At 71.2% G+C, this 2,015-nt stretch carries 2 protein-coding genes and 1 pseudogene; 1 reads left to right on the plus strand and 2 read right to left on the minus strand.

All coding sequences use genetic code 11. The features are described 5' to 3' along the window. Positions 1-151 precede the first annotated feature (151 nt). Positions 152-655 (plus strand): annotated as a pseudogene (locus ACRDSQ_RS13930) (class I SAM-dependent methyltransferase); the annotation flags it as partial. Here ACRDSQ_RS13930 and ACRDSQ_RS13935 read toward each other — a convergent pair. Continuing rightward, positions 610-1,389, minus strand: a complete 780-nt coding sequence (locus ACRDSQ_RS13935) for a hypothetical protein (protein WP_431421476.1) — start codon at positions 1,387-1,389, stop codon at positions 610-612. The pseudogene ACRDSQ_RS13930 and the gene ACRDSQ_RS13935 overlap by 46 nt on opposite strands. An 81-nt stretch (positions 1,390-1,470) precedes the next feature. Then, positions 1,471-2,015 (minus strand): glycosyltransferase (locus tag ACRDSQ_RS13940; RefSeq protein ID WP_431421477.1); only part of this gene is annotated, 545 nt, incomplete at its 5' end.

Here is a 2,015-nt window from a genome sequence, read left to right on the forward strand (position 1 = left end):
TCCCACCGGAGTCAAGATCAGCAACCGGCAGATGAAAGACCTCCCGATCAGCCGCAACGCCTGGCACGCCGACTGGAACTACACCCTTCACCCACGATCCGACACGCCCGACCCGCACTGACTTGATTCACTACGTGCCCTTAGCCCCGACCAGGTCGCCCGCGCCAGTGCCCATGCCAAGGGGGAGCGCCTGACCTATCGCCAGGGCGCCGCCGAGGACCTCCCGTTCCCCGACGAGACCTTCGACGTCGCGGTGTCCATCGAGGCCGCGCAGCATATGGATGACCTCGGCGCGTTCGCCGCGCAGGCGTTCCGCGTGCTGCGGCCGGGCGGCCGGTTCGCTGTGAGCACGTTCTTCGCCCCGACCGCGGACCACCCCGGTGAGCTCGCGGCCCGGCTCGCCACCTTCGCCTCCGGTGTCGATCGCGACCACGCGGTTCCCGAGGTGGTCGGCCACCTGGGCGCGGCGGGCTTCGACGACATCAGGGTCACCTCGATCGGCGAGCACGTCTGGCCGGGTCTGGACCGCTGGATCGCCCAGCTCGGCGTGCCCGAGAACGAGTGGCCCAGGCGCTGGCTGACCTCGTACCGTGACGGCCTTGTCGACTACTACGTCATCTCGGCTGGTCGGCCCGCGGGGGCGCGGACGATGTAGTCCGATGGGTCGAACACGGCGAGCCGCGACCGCATCCGGCCGGTGGACCACGGCCAGCTGAAACTGTTGCGGCCGTTGGAGTCCAGGTAGTAGCTGGAGCAGCCGCCGGTGTTGTGGACCGTGCCCGCCGGCGCACCCCGCACATCGTCGTTGTAGCGGCGCTGCACGTCGGGGAACCCGGCGACCGTGGTGCCCAGGTAGCTGACCGGGCTGCCCCGCCAGTGCTCGGCGAGACTGCGGCCCTCGGCGTCGAACACCAGACCCGCCAGCGGCATGTCGAGGATGCGGAACCCGGTGCCGAGGATGATCGCGTCCACTTCGGACTCGGCGCCGCCGGCGCCGACGACATGGCTGCCCCGGATCTCCTGGACGGCGTGCGGGTGGACCGTCACGTTCGGCCGGGTCAGCGCCGGGTAGTAGGTGTCGCTGACGGTCAGCAGCAGGTGCGCCAGGCCGATCCGCTGGACCAGCCGCAGGATCCAGGGGTAGCGCACGTGCGGGTCGACACCGTGCTCGGTCGACACCCGGCGCAGGTAGTCCAGGATCTCCGGCTGCTCGGCGAACGCCCGGCTCCACTCCGGGTTGGGCGCGAACGAGAACGAGTACGGCGCCGAGGGGACGTCGCACGCGCAGCCCGGGTAGGTGTTGGCCCGCCAGGTCCCGCCGACGCCCGCGCCGATGCCGGAGGCGCCCGCGCCGATGACGACGACCTCGAAGCCGCGCTGATCATCCACGCCAGGTCTCCCGGCGGTCGGTGCCGCAAGATTCCGGAGACCAGCAGTATCCGAAACCCCACCCAACCCCATCGCGAAGGGTCAGGCTCCCAGGTGTTCGAGGTCGGCGGCGGTTTCGGCGGGGCTTGGCATGGCGGCGATCTCGGCGGCTACCTCGCGGGACCGTGCGGCGACCGCGTTGTCGGCCAAGAGGTTCGAGGCGTTGGCCGCCACGGCCTCGACCGTGATCGCGTCGCCGACGAGTTGCAGGCCCGCGCCGCCCGCCGTCACCGCGTCGGCGTTGACGAACTGGTCGGCTCCCTGCGGGATGAACAGCTGCGGGACACCGGCGGCCAGGGCGCCGAGCGTGGTGCCGCTGCCGCCGTGGTGCACGACGAGATCGGTGTGCGGCAACAGGTCCGCCTGCGACACCCACGGCAGCACGGTCACGTTGTCCGGCGTGGCGCCGAGGTCGGCGATCTCCACGGTCGGACCCGCGGCGACGACTACTCGCGCGGGCAGCGTCGCCAGGCCGGAGATGGCGGTCCGCAGCACACCCACCTGACCGAAGGCCGTGCCAAGAGTGAGGTAGACCAACGGCTGGTCGTGCTCGGCCACCCACGCGGGCAGCTCACCCGGCTCGGTGA

The organism is Actinokineospora sp., from assembly GCF_050699995.1.
Taxonomy (GTDB): Bacteria; Actinomycetota; Actinomycetes; order Mycobacteriales; family Pseudonocardiaceae; genus Actinokineospora.